This window comes from Eubacterium sp. BIOML-A2 (assembly GCF_009680135.1).
GTDB classification, from domain to species: Bacteria; Bacillota; Clostridia; order Lachnospirales; family Lachnospiraceae; genus Faecalicatena; species Faecalicatena contortus_B.
On sequence record NZ_WKZK01000005.1, the window covers coordinates 109,863 to 127,925 of the forward strand.

The window sequence follows — 18,063 nt, forward strand, 5'->3', positions numbered from 1 at the left end:
AGAAGGACGCTCAGGTTTCCCCAAGCGTCCCGTAAGCAAAAGCATTGTTTTCATTTTAGTGCCCATAGCAAAAAGTCCTCCAGTTTTTCCAGATCCATCGTCGCCGCAGCGGGATAGACCTTCTCCAAAATAGCGCCCTCCTGAATCAGCCGCCGCGTCCGGGCCTTTCGCTCCTTCACCCGGTTTCTGGCCTGGGCTTCCTCCAATCGGTGCTGTGCCTGCAATAGTTTCTTTTCGTTTTCTGTCATATTCATCGTTCCTTTCTATCAAAATGATCGTGTTTGGTAGTAAATACATGAAAAAGCACAGCCACTACCACGATCCCGGCGTGATCGCCGGAAAAGTGACAGCGGCTGTGCTTGATAGTGACGCCACTTTTTCAAATAGAAGCAGTAAAATTTCTCCCGATTGGCAGCGTCAAAGGCTGTTGATGAAATCCATAGCAGTATCCAAATCCTCGTCCGTCATGACCGGCTCAGGGGGAGGAGCTGCGGGATGGATGCCCTGCAAGAGAGCGGTCAGCCCGGCAAGCCCTGCGCCGGATGCTTGAAGCCCCTCCCGGATCGTCTCCAGCACCTTCTGAAGAAAGGCGTCTTCCTTTTCTCTGGTTTCAAGATAGGGATCGGCGGCAAGGCGTTCCTGCCGGGCGAAATATTCGTTGACCGCCGCCACAACGGCGCGACTGTAGGATTTGTATTTCTTCCGGTCAAGGGCTTGCAAATAGTTCCATGCCTGCCTGTCCTCCGGCCTGTTCAGGTTCAGTCGGATATTGGTGTTGATGATCGTCCGCTCCATCATACGCCTCCCGTCCGACCAAGGCTCCCGGAGGCCAGCAGCTCATAGCCCTTTGCCGTAGCGCAGATATCGTCGTTGATAGTAACACGGGCAGGGTCATAATCCGCAAAGTTTTTGATGAGACAGCTCCCGCCGCCTACCACATAAAGCCTCATCAGCTCCGGGTTGTACTCATGCTCCCGCAGGCGGCGCATGATCCCGGCTGCATACTCCGCAGCAGATTCCCGGATGGCGTCAAGATACTGCTTACCGATGTCCGCCTCCCCAAAGCGAAGAACGGTCTCGATCACGGTATCGTCCACGGCCACGCCAAAACGCTGCATCAGCTTCTCGCGCACAGCGATCATGCACTGCTGGGTGCCGAACTTCTCCGTAAAACACCGGCTGGAGACGGGCTTTCCGTTATTGATATACATGACGTTCATGGTGCCGTTCCCAATGTCGCAGAGCATATTGATGCCCCTGAACTCCCGCAGGCGGTCTGCAACGGCGGAGAAGCCCTGCGGGAAGACCGCCGCCCCTGCGAAAGTCACACGGTAGTCCTTACCCCGGAAAGAGAAGTACGCCTCTTTGTTCCGAAGTAGATAAGCCTTGAAGCTGTCTTTTTGCTCGCCGACCCAGGTGAGGGGCAAGCCGACAGCAAGGAACACGTCTGCGCTTGTCAGACCCCGGATGTTCAGTTCCCGCGCGATGGCAGCCAGCGTCAGGATATAATAGTCGCCGTCGTTCATCTTGTCGGCGGCGAATTCTTTGTGCTCATCCCCGATGATATAATATCTGCCTTCATAAATCAGCATATCGCTCTTGAAGGTGGGTTCCTTGTCATACGCCGTCACGCCTGTCTTGAAGCAGGTGTGGGCTGTCTTGATGTTCCCGTAACCGTGGTCAATACCGATGATTACGGGCTTGTTGTTGATCATGGTGTAATTCATAATGTTTTCCTCCTTATTCTGCCGCTGTGCGGCTGTAAATCCGTTACAGCTATTGTGGGGTGGATCAAAATGACCCACCCCACAATTCGCATAGAAAAACAGTGGGCCGTTATGACCCACTGCCGTTAGCTGTAACTGTATTCTTTTTGTATAACCGTTATTTCAAGTGACACTTTTTGTCACTTGCCGTTAATCGTAACGATTCTCCTTGCTGCGTTACGGTTGATGCAAGTGATCATTTTGGTCACTTGCTCTAACCGTAACGGCGAGGATTGTTCCTTTGGCTGGCTTTGCCACAGGTGGTAAAAGATCATTTTAATCTTTTAGCATCATCCGTAACGCTTTGCCTGTATGCTTTCTGCCGACAGGCGTTGCTGCAATAGGCCGCATCGGAGCGCTTCGGGGTAAAGGTGCAGCCGCAGGTCTTGCAGACCGTATCCTTTCTCTTTTCCAGCCGCCGCTCCCGTTTGTGCCTCCAAATACCCCGTTTTGCACATTTGTCATTACAGTATTTCTTGATCGGCACTCTGGTATAGAAGATATTGCCGCAGCCCCCGCAGATGATCCTCCGGACAGGGGAAACGAAGTTCTCCGGGCCGCCGTTCAGAAGCTCATACAGGAAGCTGTCGCTTAATTCCTTCTGGTGCTCCTGCTCCCACACGCTGTTGCTCCACATGGTTTTTATCACTCCGCCTTCAAACTACGGACTTGGCCTGTGCGGCTTCCTTGTTCCTGTTCGCCGCCTTCCGGGCGGTCTGCCTCTTGATCTGTGCCTTGTACCGGCAATCCTCGCTGCAATACTTCTGGTCGCTCCTTGTTGTTATAAAGGCTGTTCCGCAGGTTCCGCAGACGCACTCCCGGCTTCGGCTCTCCGCAGCTTCCGTCCGGTAATGCTTTGCGCGACAATTTGCCCCGCAGAAGAGGGTGTTGGAGTGTTTGGATTCAAAAGTTTCTCCGCAGCATTTGCAGGTCAGCGCAAACGGCTGTCCGACGGCGTGTTCGCCCGCCTTAATCTTTTGGTAACGTTCTCGGCTCTTGATGCGGTGACGTTTGAGCTGCTCCTGCCGCTTTATTTCCTCCGGCGTCAGCTCCGGGGCGGGAAGTTCAAATTGTCCGATGAAGCTCAGATAAATATCCACCTGCTGCACCCGGTCGCCGTCCACCTTCTCCGGCGCATGGACGATGATCTTTTCAATAAACTCGTTGATCATCGGCGTGGTCAGCTCGGAGAAATCCGTGTATTTCTTCGCCAGCTCCAAAAACTGCTCGGCGCGGGCAGTATCCTCCTCAAAGGAAGCGATCCTTGCCTCTGCGTCCGATACCGAAACATCCAGTTCCTTTTGCTCCGCCTCATAATCCGCAAGCAGGCTGTCAAAGCGTTCCTCTGAAATGCGTCCCACGGCAAAGGATTCGTAGAGCTTTTTGATGATCCCGTCCAGCTCGTCCCGGCGCTTGCGGTTCTTATTCAGCTTCCGCTTTGCTTCCTTTGCGGCGTCCTGCTGCCGGATCTGCGAAGCAGCCCGTACCTTTTCCAGAAACTCGTCCTTGTTTGCGATGGCATAGGTGCTGGCTGTGCGGATGGTTTCCAGGACAAGGGCTCGCAAGGCTTTCGTGTTGATATAATGCCCGGTGCAGGCTTTATACCGCTTCTGCCGGGACAGGGTATAGGTGGAGCAATCAAAGAAGTCTGACGGATAAACTCCTTTCTCCGGGTTTCCCCGGTGCCGGTGGTTATACATCTTCTCGCCGCAGTCGGCGCAGTACAACAGTCCGGTCAGGGGATTCGCCACGCCGAAGGTGTCAATGCGTTTCGGCGTTTTCCGCAGCTTCTGCGCCAGCTCCCATGTTTCCCGGTCTACAATGGCCTCATGGGTATCTTTGAAAATCAGCCAGTCCTCTTTGGGGTTGGGGATGCTGTGCTTGTCTTTGTACGACGCCTTATGGGAGCGGAAATTGACAGTATCGCCCATATACTCCGGCTTGGCAAGGATTTGACCGACGATATATCCGCTCCAGTTGTAGGGGCTTGGAAACTCCGTCTTGTTCTTCCAAACGCCCATGCCCTTTTTTGCAAAGTAAACCGCAGGGGCTTCTACCTTGTCCTCAAAGAGCATCCGGGCAATCTCATAAGGGCCGAAGCCCTCGATGGTGAGCCGGAAGATGCGCCGCACAACGGCTGCCGCCTCCTCGTCGATAAGCCATTTATGCTTATCGTTGGGATCTTTTCTGTATCCATAGATAATGCCGGTTGTCGTGGGTTTCCCTGATTCACCTTTCACGCGAACAGCTGCTTTTTGTTTGCGGCTCAAGTCCCTCAGATACCATTCGTTCATGATATTGAGGAAAGGGGCGAACTCACTGCTGTTCTGATCATTGCTGTCCACACCGTTTGCAATCGCAACGAAATGGACCCCGTGCTGCCGGAAGAAGACTTCCGTGTAAAAGCCGGTTTGCAGATAGTCACGACCCGCCCGCGACATATCCTTGACTATGACGCGGGCGACCTTCCCGGCTTCAATATCCGCGATCAGCCGCTTCCATGCAGGGCGCTCGAAATTGCCGCCCGACCAACCGTCATCGGCTGCTGTATAGTTAGGACTAATAATTTCACGCCGTACAGGATTCGCGGCGCAGGGTCTCCATTAACTCCTGGATTTCATCAACAAGGTTCAGTTGAATATCCATGTACCCATCCGGATAGACGGTAACGGACTTCAACAGGTCATTGGAGATTTCTCTGGTCAAAGCCGTGATACCGGCGTAGCTTTTGAACTTCTCGATCAAGGCGTTGCTGCTTTCATCATCAGAGCTTACTTTTCGCTCCAGTTCAGAGATTGTACGGGATATTTCCTCCATCCGAGCTGTAATGCTTTTCTTCTGCGAAGCAAAGTTCTCACGGGAAAGCTCACCCTCCACCAACTGCTCATAAAGGTCTTGCAGCCGTTTGTCGAGCTGCGCCTTTTTGCTTTGGAGCGATTGAAGCTGTCTTTGCGCCTGCTTCCGGTCAAGCTGTCTCTGGTTCTGCCTCGCTATTAACAACCTGTCAATGCTGACCGCATATTGCGCATACACCTGAATCGTTTCCATCACAGCATCCAGAATATCAGCCTCCGGCACTTTTTCATCTGGACAGTCAAATCTGGTATTCAGCCTTCTTGTTCCACAGGAATACGATGCGTTTTTCCTGCCGTCCCGTTTCATAACATGACCGCAGACGCCACAGATTACTTTCCTCTTTAGCGGCTTGTCGCTGTCAGTCGGTGATGCACACTCCCGATACTCTCTCATGCAGGTCTGTGCCGCTTCAAACAATGATTCTGAAACAATCGCTTCGTGCCTGTCAGGGACAACGATCCAGTCGTTCCGGGAGATTTTTACCGTGTGGGTGCTGCCCACAGCGTCCCGAACCCGTTTGCCGAACACTACCTTGCCGATATACCGTTCGTCCCGCAGAAACTTTCCAACCAAATTGGCTGTCCAGAAATTGTCTTCCTGAATACTTCGCCACGGTGTTCTTGTGCAGCCCGCATCAATCTTGTAGTTTTTCGGAGAAATAACACCGTCTCCATTGAGCTCTGCGGCAATTTCCCATGTCTTTAGCCCGTCCGCCGCTCTTTGAAAAATGCGCCGGATCACGGAGGCGGCTTCCTCGTCCACAAGCAGATGATTCTTGTCCTCCGGGTCTTTTATATATCCATACGGAGCGTATGGACTGAGAAATGCGCCGCGTTCCGCTCTCGCTTTTCTCGCGCTTCTTACCTTGCGGGAGAGATCACGGCTGTACAGGTCATAAATCAGCGTCCGAAACGATGTATCGAGGCTGTCTATGTCCTGCGGATTGATGCTGTCAAAGCCGTCATTGACGGATATAAAGCGCACTCCGAGGAACGGGAAGACGCGGGAGATGTAGTCTCCGACGGTGATGTAATCACGCCCGAAGCGGGAGAGGTCTTTGACCACAATGCAGTTGATCTTCCCGCGCTTTATCTGCTCTAAAAGCTCCTTTATTGCGGGACGCTCGAAATTCGTACCACTCCAACCGTCATCACAAAATTCCAATATTTCAGAGCCGGACAAATCCGTATGAGCGCTTACATAATCCCGAAGGAGGCGGCGCTGATTGGATATGCTTTCGGATTCGTCTTTTTCGCCGGTTTTCAAGTCAACGTCTTCGCTTGAAATACGAAGATAAATTGCGGTAGTCATGCGCCATTCTCCTTTCCCTCAAGATATGTACAAAGCGCTCTGTATTCGTCACGGTAGCGGAAGACGATCTCAATATTGCTGTTCCCGTCAACATACACGCGCTCGATAAGTGCCTGCGCCATTTCTTTTGTTAGAGTATCCTCGCCTTTGAAACTCCCGAACGCCATCAGAAAGCGGTTTTCCGGCGTGTGCTCGGATTCTTCCACCTGCTGCCGGGTGAGAGCTTCAATCTGTCGTTCCGCTTCCTCCGCTTCGGCTTTGTAGCGGCTTTTCAGAGTGACATACTCCTGCTCAGTCATAAGCTTATCCACATAGTTCTGATACAGACTGTCGTACAGATTGTTATAGCGCTTGAGCGCTTTCTTTGCGCTGTTCAGCCGCCCTTGCAAATCGGCCGTCCGCTTTCTGTGTTTAGGAGAACTGTTCACCCTGCGCACAAGCTCGTCCATATCTGCGGCAAGCTCGATCTGCGTTTGGATAGCCTGCATGAGCATGGGGATCAGCGCATCTTCACGGATGTTCTTCTTCGGGCAGCTCGTTATATCGTTTGAGTGCGTCTGACAGATGAAGGTGTACCACAGCTTCTTGTTATGGCTCACATTTTTGTACCGTACCAGCGGGCGTTTGCAATCTGCGCAGTATATCAGTCCTTTGAGGATGTTTTCGGTCGTTTCCAGATAGCTGAATCTCCCGAGTTTTTCAAAGTATTCCTCGTTCCTCTGCTGCATGATTTCCTGAACCTTTTCAAAGGTGTCTCTGTCGATGATCGGCTCATGTGTGTTCTCAACGATAACCCATTCTTCCTGCGGCTTTTTGTACTGTCTGCGATTTTCATAGAAGGACTGCCGTTTTGTTCCCTGAACCATGTGCCCGATGTACACCTGGCGGGTCAGAATAATCTTTACCGCCTGTATATGCCATATTGCACCGTTATACTTTTCCGTCTTGCATACGCCGGTATTGTAGAGATATGCGGAAGGAGACGGGATGCCGGAATCATTGAGCTTCTTTGCTATCCGTGTAACGCTCATACCATCGACGCGCCACTGAAATATCTGCCGCACGACGGGAGCTGTCTCTTCATCCGGCTCCAGCTTATGCGGATCATCCACGCATTTACGGTATCCGTAGGGAGCCCATGCACCTATAAAATCTCCGTTTTTCTGCTTGGTTGCCAAAGCAGAACCCGACTTTTTGGAAATGTCCTTGCTGTAAACCTCGTTGATAAGGTTCTTCAGCGGAACAAGATAACCGTCTGCGCCTCGCTCTGCGGTGAGCGTGTCAAAGCCGTCGTTTACGGCAATGAACCGCACTCCGAGGAACGGGAAAATACGCTCAAGATAGTTCCCCGTTTCCTTGTAATTACGTCCGAAGCGCGAGAGGTCTTTGACCACAATGCAGTCCACTTCACCGTGCTTGACCGCCTCCATGAGCTTCTCAAACTCGGGACGCTCAAAGTCTGTGCCGGTTCGCCCGTTATCGCAGAACAGGCCGTATAGCGAAAGAGACTTGTCATTTTCTATGAAATGAAGCAGAAGGTTTTTCTGTCCTTCAATGGTATCTGCTCCGGGTTTGCCGCTGTCCTCCACAGAGAGGCGGACATAAGCGGCGGTACGGTATTTTTTCTGCGCCGGTGCCGGAGCTTCCGCCTCCGTAAGAATCGGATTGATTTTTCGTTTCGTTCTTGCCACTTAAACCACCTCCCGTATTTGTGATCTTCTGAGAATATCCATCTGCCATGCAAATTCATCCTCAAATCGGAAATGGACTTCCACACGGTTGTCCTTGTATATGAGGATACGGTCTATCAGCGCCACGGCAATGCTGCGCTCCAGATCCGTAATGTTCTGATGCTTTCTGAACCGCGTCATCCATTCACGGTGTTCTCCGCCGTGCTCTTTGATCTGCACAAGGGATTCCTGCAAAGCGTCCATCTGCTTTTCGCACTCGGCAGCACGTCCTGAATAGTTCTGCTTGAGCCTTGCGTATTCGTCTCTGTCGATGATGCCGTCTGCGAGGTTTTCATAGAGAGACATGAGCAGTTTTTGGAGCCGTTCATGCTCGGAACGCTTTTTATCGAGCTGCCGCTGCACCTTCTGTGCTTCGGCAGTTCTCAGCGGTGCGGTATCCGTCATGGAGAGAATATCGTCAAGGTCAATCACATCGCGGATATACTGTTTGACCGTTTCTAAAACGACTTCCTCAAGCGCCTTATCGCGTTTCCCGTGGGAGGAGCAGGACTTGTCCTGCTTATGCGCCGAGCAGACGTAGTAGACATACTTCTTATTCCCGGAGGGAACGGTTTTCCGAACCATGCTTGCGCCGCATTCGCCGCAAAATACCATTCCGCTGAAAAGCTGTACATTGCTGTCGTCCGGGCTGCGGCGGGTGTCCAGAGTAAGCACCTTTTGTACGGTTTCAAAATCTTCGCGCCGGACAATCGGCTCATGGCTGTCCGGGATGACCGCCCACTCATCTTCCGGCTTTATAATGCGTTTGCGCACCTTGTAGCTGGGGGTCGTTTCCTTTCCCTGCGTAAGAACACCGATATATACCGGATTCTTTAAAATACGCAGCACGGAATTAGCCGACCACGCCGCCTGTGCGTTTGCCTTGAACGAGGTGGCAAACTTCATGCCAAGGGACTTTTTGTACTCCATAGGCGAGAGTATGCCGCTTTGATTCAGTCGGATGGCTATATCCTGCGGACTCATGCCGTCCAGCTTCCAGGCGAAGATGTCCCGCACAATGTCTGCGGCATATTCGTCCACAACAAGGCGGTTCTTGTCCGTATCGTCTTTCATATAGCCATACACGGCAAAAGCGCCTATGTACTGTCCGCTCTTGCGCTTGATTTCAAGCTGTGTGCGGACTTTCACGGAAATGTCTCGGCAGTATGCCTCGTTGATAAGGTTCTTGAACGGAATGACCAGATCATCCGAAGCGCTCTTTTCGCCAAGACTGTCATAGTTGTCGTTGACGGCAATGAAGCGAACACCAAGGAAGGGAAAAATCTTCTCGATATATTCGCCTGCGTCAAGATAGTTACGACCAAAGCGCGAGAGGTCTTTTACGATAATGCAGTTTGTACGGCCTTCCTTTACATCCTCCATCATCTTTTTGAAATCAGGTCTTTCAAAGTTTGAACCGGTGAATCCGTCGTCGATCCTTACGGCATATTCCCGCAGTTCCGGACGGTTTCGGATGAAGTCACGAAGCAGTTCGCGCTGCCCCGTAATGCTGTTGGATTCCTCTTTGTCCCCATCGTCCCTCGACAGCCGGAGATAAAGAGTGGCATTCCAGATTTTTGTTTCGGTATTGTTTTTCATAGTGCCATCTCCTTTCTCCAAGAATTGTACTTATACAGTGAATGACTGTCGAGGATGTCGAAAGGGCATCAGGCTTTCGTGCGGATATATGCCTCCAGCCTGTCCTCTAATGAAATATCTGTATCGGAAAAGCTGACCTTGACCACATATTTTCCATAACGGTAGCAATACGGATTGCCGATCTGACGAATGAAATCCAGAATGCGCTCCCGTTTTGGAAGCGCGGTGTTGACTTTGACATCACGGATGTCTACAAGTGCGCTGCGTTCAACTGCGCGAATATCGAAATCGGATAATACACATGCGTCCATGGCACACCTCCTCGTTTTGATTTATTCCATGGTTATGATTGGATAAATGAATATATGCGTCTGAATCAAGGGCAGAAGAATAGGGCCGTGACGATGCACAGCCCCATGGTTTCCGACCTTGATCGGGTAAAGGTCTTCCCCTAAAACTTCATGGGAAGAATATCGTGTTTGCGCCTGCCGTTGTAGATGCGGTAGAAGATGTTGATGTAGCGCTTTACGCCGCGCAGTTCCTTTTCAGCTTTGCCTGCCGCATAGATGAGATTGGGCTCATAGCTGCGGAGGCTGTAGATCAGGCGGTTCTGGTCATACTCGCCGTGATAAAGCTCCACGAAGTGGACAATGCCCTGAATGATCTCCGCTCTCAGGGAATCGGGATCGCCGCCCCATACCTCCAGCAGGATGGTCAGCGCTTCCTTGTAAATCTCCGCGCCGACGCGCTTGAACTCTGCAAAGGCGGTATTGATGCAGATGATGCGTCCGACACCGCCGCCGCGTTCAAAGCCCACATGAAATCCTGCATCCTCGGTCGCTTCGTAAAACTCGCCCGAAGCCTTGTCTTCGCCATGAAGATTGGCGCGGAGCTTCGCGCTGGGCGTCAGAGCTGCGGAGTAGCCGGTCTGCATGGCGAACAGCAGAGCTTCCTCAGCTTCCGTCATGCCGTAGTACACTTTGCAAAGGATCGGCAGGTCGTTGTCGCCGTTCATGTGTTTGCGCGCCATGATGGTATGCTGCCCGTCAAACACATAATAGTGACCGTCACGAAAGCTGACCTTCGGCTCGTTGGCGATACGCTCGTCAAATCCGGCTACGATCTTTGCCACACGCTCAGTGTTCAGCTTGCGCTGGTATGCATCGGGAATCTCCAGATCCCAGCTGCTGACTTTCATCAGCTTGTAGAGTGTCTTAATGCTGTTCATTGTCTGTTTCTCCCTCCAATTTGAGAATGTATTGTTTAGGCTCCTGCATGATTTCAATGACCTGAGCCTTGTAGTCCGGCTTTGACAATAAGCCGGGGAAATTGTCAAAAAGTACATCGCAGGTTTCCACCATGTTCTTCGCCGTGTAGCTCAGGCTTACCAATGCCGAATCCTCTGTGACACGCTTGGCGGCCTTCATATCCTCGTAGCTTTTATCGATAGTCGCATAAGTCTCTTGCTGGCGCTTTGTACCGCTCCGCGTAGACTCCTTATCGGCTTTGGGCTTCTTTTCAGGGATTACCCTGAGCTGTTCCGCTTTTTCACGGCGTTCCTCTGGAGATGCACGGGCAATAGCCGCCACATCGGTTTCTTTAGGTTTGTATTTTCCCAGCAGTAGGTCGTTCTTAATGCCGGGGAGGACTTCTTCAGCCGCATCTATGCCCTTGGCGTATTGATCTGCCCGCTTGACATAGCTTTCACTGGTATTGGTTTCTTCTGCGATTCTGGCGCGAGTAACGTGGGGAGAAATCAGTGGGTCATTTTGGCCCACTGATTTTACGTTCTCGCTTTTTCGGTCTCCGCCGTTGGCATTTTTCTCCGCATCATACCGCTGTCCAATCAGGTATTTCTTCTGCTGGGGCGTGAGGTTCCGCCGACCAAGCTGGTTTTTGCAAATCCAGGAAAGAGCTTCATACTTACTATTGAAGTGTTTCTCGTGGACACGGAACTCGATGCCCGGATGCTCCTGTGCGATACGGTAGCGGTTATGCCCGTCCACAATCGTGTTGTTCCACACGATGAGGGGCATGAGCACAAGCCCCTCCTCCAGAATGTTTTCTTCGAGCTGCGAAAGCTCGTCCTCTGTCAAAGGTGGGCATTTCGCCTCAAACTCCGGATCAATGGTCAATACAGGGTTCATCATGGAGCCTCCATTTCTTCGGGGACGTATAAGCCAAGCGCCGCTTCAATGGCTTCTCCGATCTCGTCCATCTGCTGCCGGGACATTCTTCCCATATATTTCTGTACGCGCCGCTTGTCGATGGTCTTGATTTGCTCTAAAAGCACAATGCCCGGAACATCCAGACCGTGAATGTATTCCGCGTAGTAGTGGGTGGGCAGCGACCTCTTTTTGTTGCCTTTGGAAGTGATAGGCGCGATGATGAGCGTGGGGCAGTAAAAGTTGCCGGTGTTGTTTTGCAAGACAACCACAGGACGTGTCCCGCCTTGCTCCGAGCCGATGAAGGGATCGAGGTTGGCAAGGTACACATCGCCTCTGCGGTAAATCCAGTCTTCTCTCATGCGAAGCCTCCGTTCTTCTCGTTCAATATTTCGTAAAGCCAGATAAGCGGTCATATCGAGATACCGCTCACTGTTGTATCTGTCCTGGTAGTTCATTTTGTGATCTCCTGTCTATCTGAATTGTTTGTTATTTCGGGTATGTACGGCTCTCTATTTGTCCTCGACACCCCGAAAGCCAGGGAGAACATCAGGCGGCGGTGTGCTGCACCGCTCCATAGGACTCTAACCTCCCCGCCTTCATTGTGGCCGGGCCGCGAATTACGGAAGTATCATTAACCCTGTGTCAGTCATGGCCAAGTCGGGAGCAACCCGGCTCTCGCAGGATTCGGATGTATCGCTCGCTCTGAAACAGAGGTCGTGGCGCTCCGCCTGCCGTGGCTCGTGAACAACAGGAACGTGCCTGATGCCTGGATATTCAGTTTTCAAAGTGCCCTGAGCTGTGTAGCTCTGAGAAAACCGAATCTCCATATCCCTCGCGGTGAGATTGTCCTCTCACTTTTCAATGGACATTTTTTTGATAAAAGTCAGGTATCACTCAAAAAAATTTTTTGCTTTTTTTCGGATCAGCGCGATTGTGTCAAACACACACTGCTTGGTAACGCCGTGCTCAGCGGCATATGCAACCTGGCTTTTCCCTCCGATGAGGCATTCGTTAAAAACTGCAAGCTGACTGTCTGTCAGCATTTTGCAGAAATCGTCTTTCAGATCTTCCCAGAGAAAATCACTTTCGATATTCTGCCGAGGATCGAGCAGCCACGCAGACTCGTCCACATTCTCCTCGTTGCGAACATAGTCGAGGCTCAGCACCGTTCCGAAGTTCTTCAGTTTTGCATATTCACGGCGCATCTGTTTTTCCTGACTGAGAAGCAGACGCATCACCTCGAGACTGATTTCCGTTTCTTCTCCGGTTGCCTTGATTCTGGCAAAATACCGTTTCTTTCCGTTGTCCATGATCGCCCAAAGGTCGTAGTCGAACTCGCGTAATGTTTTCATGTCGTAATCTCCTTTGAATTTTTGAATTTTGGTGAAAATCAAAAATTCGGAGATTACGGATATTTGGCGATATAGCAAAGCCAGCGGTATAACATAAAAGTCCTTTCCCGAGACAAGTCGGAAAAGGACTTTTAACGCTGTACAAAGTTCAATCGAGCGACAAAAAAAGCGCCGTCAAAGCAGACTGATACAGCAATGCTGTTCATCAATCTGACTTTGTACGGCGCTTGGCAGTCTCCTCAGACGAATCTGATTCTCTCCGCTTGCTCGATTAAAAGTAAGTTGGTGTATTCAGTTTATCGTTTTTGCCTCGTCTTTTTGGAAAACAGGAGACGGGCTGCCTGTCGGTTTTTCATTCTTCGGAAATATCCCAGATTCATGGGATATTCCACTTTGCATTTTCGGCAGTAGACCATTTTGTGACCCGCGACATCGGAGAAAACCTTTTCTACGAGAAAGTCGCAGTACGGACACCGAATTTCCCGAAGGGTCAGCGTTACGGTCTCCTTTTGGGATGCCGTCAGTTTACGGGATGCCTCTGCGGACAGCTTCCGCACGTCAACAGTGATGTGTCTCATCTCTGCTCACCGTCCTGTCCTAAACCCATTTCCTCTGTGATGAACTCAGAAAGAGGACGGCGGTTCAGATGCCCCAGCTCCCGCAGACGGATCAGGAAAGCCAAAAAGGAGACGCCCATGGTGTTTGCCATCTGCTTGATTCTCAACTTATCCGTTGTCCTCATAACGCTGTCGCCGAATACGGGGATGCCTCCGGCGCAGCCGTACATGGCAACTACGTTGCGTACCATGAAGCGCGGCATCAGGAGCGCCGCTCCCATCCGGTCGATCAGCGTTTCACGGAAGCTGAACAGGTTTCTGAAATCCTCCGGGGTATAGGCACGCTCGCCGTCAAACTCCCGGTGGAACGCAGCTACGGAGACCGTCTTATCCATGAGATAGTGGGCGCACTCATGGCTGATGGTGAACCGGCGTCTGCCGCTCTCGTTCTCTCTGCGCAGAGACCGTTCTATAACGATTGTCCCTTTCGGGAAAACGCAGAGGCAGGCGGCTCCGTCCTCGTAGACGCGCAGCGGCGTTATGCCGTCCGCGATAAAGCCGATCTTATCTGTATCCTGTTCGGCAAAGCTGCGGTAAAGAAGCGGCAGCTTCAAGTATTCTGTTGTGAACCCCTCAATATCGACGCAGCAGGTTCGCTCGGCGTCTGCTCCGAGGTATTGACGAATCAAGCCTTCTCCCAATTCGTCAATCTCGTCATATGAAAATATCCTCATGGCTCACAGGTTCCTCCTACGGGGACAGACCTACATACCAGCGCTGTCCGTCCCGATACAAATATTTCACCGCACGACCGACTATAATGGTGTAGCGTATTCCTTCAAACTCATGGTGGGAAGCGGTACAGGTATGAAGCACCTTTGCAACTTCCCATTGCCGTCCGTCATCCCATAGAATCCTAAGAGGGCGGATTACGCCGTCCTCATCCACGTCTACATTGACGGATACATATTTCTTTTCCACAGGCAGCACCTCCTCAAAGGGCTTTGATCACATGGGTGGCTACGCCCTGTACGCGAAGATTGGAAACGTAGATGTCTTCCATGTCCTTATTCTCGGGATGGAGATAATAGTTCTGCCTGTCCTCATCAAAGCGGAGCCGCTTCAGCGTGTTCTTGTCTTCATCGGTAAGGGCGACGACAATATCTCCGATATTGGCGGTCTGCTGCTCCCGTATGATAACAAGGTCGCCGTCATCGATCTGCGCTTCAATCATTGAGTCACCGGATGCGCGGAGCGCATAGAAATCTCCATTGCCGAAGACCGATACGGAGAGTGGAAGATATTCCTCGATCTGCGCCTCGCGTTCCTCCGGAGAGCCGCAGGGAATAGAGCCGACAATCGCGGCAGGTCTGATCTCCGGGTTCATCATCTCTATCTTAGGGGTAGAGAGTACGCCGTTTTCATAGGACACCATATCCCTGTCTGCCATAGCCACAAGGTATCTGTGGGCGGAGGATACTGCAATCTTCATAGAAGCGGAAATCTCACGGACGGTAGGCGTAGATGAATACCGCTCGTAGTAGCTCTCGATGTAGTCCTTGATTCGGAGCATTAGCTCCAAGCTCTTGCTTCTCATGTCTCATCAGCTCCTATCCGGAACAACTGTTCCTGATAGTCTTATTATACTCAAAGCGCACAGAAAAGCAATAGGATAAAAAGAAGGTGCGCATCTGAATGCACACCTTCGACGATTTTTCTGATTCGTATTTTTGTCATCTATTCTTGGAAGCTCTCCAGCACCTCGCGGAAGCCTTCTACCGCTTCCTGCGGCTCTGTGATTTTCATCTTTCCGGCAGAGGCAAACACCCAGCCGTAGAAGTTGCTGCTGAGATCCACCGTTACCTGTGCGCTGAAATGGTCTGCATCGACGATCTGTATAGGAACGTCTTCCCCGAAGCGGTCGATGATGCTGTTCATCAGGATGTTCTCGCACAGCAGCGTTACCGTACATTCCTTACCGTTGAGCATGGAGAATTCCTGCGTGAAGAACTCTGATATGTCAAATCCCTTTGGCTTTCTTACAGCAGTTTCGTCTGTGACCTCCATCTGAACGATACGGTCAACGCGGAACTTTGCGATCTGCTGCCGGTGATCGTGGAAGCCGACAAGATAGTATGTATCGTTGTTCCAGAGCATGGCGAACGGGGAGACCGAGTAAACTTGTCCGCCGTGCCGGAGAACCCGCTCCTTGGAAGGTGAGTAGTCGAAATAGCAGAAAGATATCTTCTTTCGCTCCGTGATGGCGGTCTGGATTCGGTCTACATTCAGATAAATGCTCTCGTTGGTGGCTTTGGAACGACTGTCGATGTAGAGATGCCTTTTCAAAAGGGCTGTGTCGCCAGGAGCAACAAAAGACGAAAGCCGTTTAACCAGCGCTTTGCTCTTTCGGGACGTGATGAACCTGGCTGACTGAACGGCATCAATCAGCAGCTTGACCTCCGGCGCTTCAAAATGCCGCGTAGCCACATGGTAGAGATTCTGAACTCTGCGGTCTTTGACAATATCCACACCGAACTCCGTTAGCTGTTCGATGTCCTTGCGGAGCGTTCTCGGATCGGCGGTAATCTCATGCTGCTTCAAGAATGCAGAAATATCTGCAAGAGAAGCCGGGTGAGCTTCGTCCGTGGTCTCCCAGAGATATTTGAATATAATGAGTGTTCGGTTTGTGAGAGCCATGGTCCTACTCCGTTTCCTTTTTCTGCTGCGATGTTTTCAAAAATCTCAAATGTGAGCAAAAGGGCTTGACCTGTTTGAGCTCCAAAATGTGTGCAAAAGGTCTCAGGATTCTGCCTCGATTCAAACCAGGTTCGGCGCTGAAGGCGCTCACCTTTTGGAGTCCTTTCTCATCTCAATCTTTTGTCAACTTGTATACTTCGCTACTGCGTTCCAATATCAGGGTTTTTCCTTTTATGGAATACTGATACTCCGTATCCCTTGCGGCTTCGTTTTCAAAGTCGATGGTCAGGATGCTTCCTTCTGCCGTATAGGTAAAGGTATACTCGTTCAGGCTGGTGCGCATGACGCCCTTTCCGTCATCGTTAAACTCATAGACGGTGGCATCGTCGATTCTCCAGCGTCCCGCAAGAGAGGCATTGCCGTTCATAGCGACCAGGGCAATCACGATCAGCAGCACAGCTAAAGCTCCGATTAGGCCGGCAAGTAGCCCTTTTTTCCGTGTTTTGTTTTGTTTCTTCGCAGAGCGGCGGCCTGCCGGTTTTGACCGATGTACGGCCTCGTTCTTCTCCAAATCCCGCTTTGCAGAAGCAAGGGTTTCTTCAAAGTCTTTATTCATAAGTCCAGCTCCTAACGTTCTGATAGAAAAGGGCGGTGGCGATCCTTTTGCAGCGCCGTCACCGCCCTTAAAGGTTATTGGTTGTTTTGACTGATTATTATCTGTCGTCCTCCTGCGGTTTCCTTTTGCGAATACCGAGCAGAACAAGCACCATAGCGATCAGGGAGGCGATCATCATGGTAAACCACAGCGCCAGATTGCTTTCGTCCCCGGTCTGAGGTGAGGTCTTTCCGGGATCGCCCGTGCCGGGTGTGGTGCTGTTTTTCTTCCACTGCGCCGTAAAGGTATGATCGCCGTTTACGGTATAGCTATCGCCCGCATTGTACCGGGAGCCCTCCCAATAATCGAAGGTATATCCTTCTCTTGTGGGAGCTGGCAGGGTGATGGTGGTTCCGTTTTCCACGGAGAGCGTCACCGTGCCGGTCTTGCCGTTCAGTGTACCGCCGTTCAGGTTATAGCTGATAGTGGAGGTGGTCACCGGGGGCGTTACGCTGTTCGCCGTAAACTTGGCATAGATCGTAGTGTCCGCCGCAATCGCCGTATCGAAGTCGAAAGCTGCGCTAAAGGTCGCATCCGCATACCAGCCGCCAAAGGTATAGCCGTCTTTCGTCGGATCAGCTGGCTTGGTTGCTTTCTGTCCGCTTTCGACCGTCTGCGTGGAGAGTACCGTATCGCCGTCCTTGAAGGTCATGGTGTAGGTAGTCGGACCCGGAGGCGTCACGGAGCTGTCCTTATAGGTCGCCGTGACTTCCACATTGGCCGCAGGCATGGTGAAGGTGGTGGTGCTGGCGTTCTCGTCCGCAAGGCTTATACCGCCTGCGTTTACGACCCACTTGTCAAACTCCTTGCCGGTGGGTGGCGCGTCCGCCGTCAGCTTGACGGTCTCATTGGCTGCTGCCGCACTCTTGTCCGCTGTGCCTCTGTGAACCGTAACAATATAGGCAGTCGGTCCCGGAGGCGTTACGGTGCTGTCCTTATAGGTCGCTGTGACTTCCACATTGGCCGCAGGCATGGTGAAGGTAGTGGTGCTGGCGTTCTCGTCCGCAAGGCTTATGCCACCTGCGTTCACGACCCACTTGTCAAACTCCTTGCCTCTGGGCGGGGCATCCGCTGTCAGCGTGACGGTTTCCCCAGCTTCTGCCGTGCTCTTGTCGGCTGCGCCGTCCACGACCGTGATGGTGTAGGTGGTCGGTATAACTATGGATTTCCACAGCACCTTGATCGTTGCGTCGCTGATAATCGTGTACATCTCGCCGGGCTGATAGGTCTTGGTTCCGTTTGCGTCCGTAATCTCCGCACCGATATACTCACTGTTTGCAGGAGCGGTGATCCATGTGCCGTCCTGAATGGCTTCCTCCATCCATTCCAGCGTGGGAACCTCCTGTGTATACCATGTATACAAATCAAGGGA

Annotated in this window: 19 protein-coding genes and 1 pseudogene; all 20 read right to left on the reverse strand. The window is 51.7% G+C overall.

Going from position 1 to position 18,063, the window contains the following annotated elements; translation table 11 throughout:
* Positions 1-50: 50 nt before the first annotated feature.
* A complete protein-coding gene (locus tag GKG43_RS03375; protein ID WP_129878561.1) occupies positions 51-248 on the reverse strand; it encodes a DUF3847 domain-containing protein in 198 nt (65 codons plus the stop codon).
* A gap of 169 nt (positions 249-417) precedes the next feature.
* Positions 418-795, reverse strand: a complete 378-nt coding sequence (locus GKG43_RS03380) for a hypothetical protein (protein WP_129878563.1) — start codon at positions 793-795, stop codon at positions 418-420.
* On the reverse strand, positions 795-1,727 hold the full coding sequence (locus tag GKG43_RS03385; RefSeq protein WP_243125812.1) for a ParM/StbA family protein: 933 nt from the start codon (positions 1,725-1,727) through the stop codon (positions 795-797). Before GKG43_RS03385 ends, GKG43_RS03380 begins: the two co-directional genes overlap by 1 nt.
* Before the next feature lie 310 nt (positions 1,728-2,037).
* The gene (locus GKG43_RS03390) at positions 2,038-2,403 is read right to left on the reverse strand and encodes a hypothetical protein (RefSeq protein ID WP_129878565.1); all 366 of its coding nucleotides are present in this window, start codon (positions 2,401-2,403) and stop codon (positions 2,038-2,040) included.
* A gap of 19 nt (positions 2,404-2,422) precedes the next feature.
* Positions 2,423-4,321: pseudogene (locus tag GKG43_RS03395) on the reverse strand (DUF4368 domain-containing protein); the annotation flags it as partial.
* A 13-nt stretch (positions 4,322-4,334) separates the two neighbouring features.
* Positions 4,335-5,933: a recombinase family protein gene (locus GKG43_RS03400; RefSeq protein ID WP_129878569.1), complete on the reverse strand. Its 1,599-nt coding sequence runs from the start codon at positions 5,931-5,933 to the stop codon at positions 4,335-4,337.
* Complete coding sequence (locus tag GKG43_RS23645) at positions 5,930-7,624, reverse strand: recombinase family protein (protein ID WP_129878571.1); 1,695 nt, start codon at positions 7,622-7,624, stop codon at positions 5,930-5,932. The genes GKG43_RS03400 and GKG43_RS23645 overlap by 4 nt, the downstream gene beginning before the upstream one ends.
* Complete coding sequence (locus GKG43_RS03410) at positions 7,625-9,262, reverse strand: recombinase family protein (RefSeq protein ID WP_129878573.1); 1,638 nt, start codon at positions 9,260-9,262, stop codon at positions 7,625-7,627.
* Between the two features lie 68 nt (positions 9,263-9,330).
* A complete protein-coding gene (locus tag GKG43_RS03415) occupies positions 9,331-9,573 on the reverse strand; it encodes a DUF6870 family protein (RefSeq protein WP_129878575.1) in 243 nt (80 codons plus the stop codon).
* Positions 9,574-9,713: 140 nt separating this feature from the next.
* Complete coding sequence (locus GKG43_RS03420) at positions 9,714-10,490, reverse strand: DUF6551 family protein (RefSeq protein WP_129878577.1); 777 nt, start codon at positions 10,488-10,490, stop codon at positions 9,714-9,716.
* On the reverse strand, positions 10,477-11,409 hold the full coding sequence (locus tag GKG43_RS03425) for a hypothetical protein (protein WP_129878579.1): 933 nt from the start codon (positions 11,407-11,409) through the stop codon (positions 10,477-10,479). Before GKG43_RS03425 ends, GKG43_RS03420 begins: the two co-directional genes overlap by 14 nt.
* Complete coding sequence (locus GKG43_RS03430; protein WP_129878601.1) at positions 11,409-11,789, reverse strand: type II toxin-antitoxin system PemK/MazF family toxin; 381 nt, start codon at positions 11,787-11,789, stop codon at positions 11,409-11,411. The genes GKG43_RS03425 and GKG43_RS03430 overlap by 1 nt, the downstream gene beginning before the upstream one ends.
* A gap of 531 nt (positions 11,790-12,320) precedes the next feature.
* Positions 12,321-12,782: a hypothetical protein gene (locus GKG43_RS03440; RefSeq protein WP_129878581.1), complete on the reverse strand. Its 462-nt coding sequence runs from the start codon at positions 12,780-12,782 to the stop codon at positions 12,321-12,323.
* 296 nt (positions 12,783-13,078) lie between these two features.
* Positions 13,079-13,360, reverse strand: coding sequence for a hypothetical protein (locus tag GKG43_RS03445; protein ID WP_129878583.1), 282 nt, complete (start codon positions 13,358-13,360; stop codon positions 13,079-13,081).
* Positions 13,357-14,073 carry an ImmA/IrrE family metallo-endopeptidase gene (locus GKG43_RS03450; RefSeq protein WP_129878585.1) on the reverse strand — a complete coding sequence of 239 codons (717 nt, stop codon included), beginning with the start codon at positions 14,071-14,073 and terminating at the stop codon, positions 13,357-13,359. The genes GKG43_RS03445 and GKG43_RS03450 overlap by 4 nt, the downstream gene beginning before the upstream one ends.
* Positions 14,074-14,089: 16 nt before the next feature.
* Positions 14,090-14,320 (reverse strand): hypothetical protein, encoded by a 231-nt coding sequence (locus tag GKG43_RS03455; RefSeq protein WP_129878587.1) that lies wholly within the window; start codon positions 14,318-14,320, stop codon positions 14,090-14,092.
* A gap of 13 nt (positions 14,321-14,333) precedes the next feature.
* Positions 14,334-14,936, reverse strand: coding sequence for a transcriptional repressor LexA (gene lexA, locus GKG43_RS03460; RefSeq protein WP_129878589.1), 603 nt, complete (start codon positions 14,934-14,936; stop codon positions 14,334-14,336).
* A gap of 140 nt (positions 14,937-15,076) precedes the next feature.
* Positions 15,077-16,036 (reverse strand): WYL domain-containing protein, encoded by a 960-nt coding sequence (locus tag GKG43_RS03465; RefSeq protein ID WP_129878591.1) that lies wholly within the window; start codon positions 16,034-16,036, stop codon positions 15,077-15,079.
* A gap of 172 nt (positions 16,037-16,208) precedes the next feature.
* Positions 16,209-16,652, reverse strand: a complete 444-nt coding sequence (locus GKG43_RS03470; protein WP_129878593.1) for a DUF5640 domain-containing protein — start codon at positions 16,650-16,652, stop codon at positions 16,209-16,211.
* A gap of 97 nt (positions 16,653-16,749) precedes the next feature.
* On the reverse strand, positions 16,750-18,063 hold a 1,314-nt coding region (locus tag GKG43_RS03475; RefSeq protein ID WP_129878595.1), incomplete at its 5' end, for an InlB B-repeat-containing protein.